Origin of the sequence: Streptomyces sp. YS-3, assembly GCF_045257485.1 — a bacterium.
Taxonomy (GTDB): Bacteria; Actinomycetota; Actinomycetes; order Streptomycetales; family Streptomycetaceae; genus Streptomyces.
Map to the genome: position 1 here is coordinate 1 of NZ_JBJHPC010001202.1, position 573 is coordinate 573.

The following is a 573-nucleotide window of genomic DNA, read 5'->3' on the forward strand; positions in this document are numbered from 1 at the left end:
TTCACCCGAACGCCTCGGTATTCTCTACCTGACCACCTGAGTCGGTTTAGGGTACGGGCCGCCATGAAACTCGCTAGAGGCTTTTCTCGACAGCATAGGATCATCCACTTCACCACAATCGGCTCGGCATCAGGTCTCAGCCTTAATGTGTGACGGATTTGCCTAYCACACGGCCTACACCCTTACCCCGGGACAACCACCGCCCGGGCTGGACTACCTTCCTGCGTCACCCCATCGCTTACCTACTACAAGTCTGGTTCGTCGGCTCCACCACTCCCCTTTGTCCGAAGACTCCAGGGCGGCTTCACGGACTTAGCATCGCCTGATTCGATATTGGGCGTTTCAAAGCGGGTACCGGAATATCAACCGGTTGTCCATCGACTACGCCTGTCGGCCTCGCCTTAGGTCCCGACTTACCCTGGGCAGATCAGCTTGACCCAGGAACCCTTAGTCAATCGGCGCACACGTTTCTCACGTGTGTATCGCTACTCATGCCTGCATTCTCACTCGTGAACCGTCCACCACTAGCTTCCGCTGCGGCTTCACCCGGCACACGACGCTCCCCTACCCATC

1 rRNA gene is annotated in these 573 nt (G+C 57.5%); it reads right to left on the minus strand.

Features of this window, described 5'->3' with window-relative positions:
- Positions 1–573 (minus strand): 23S ribosomal RNA (locus tag ACJA3G_RS38305); the annotation flags it as partial.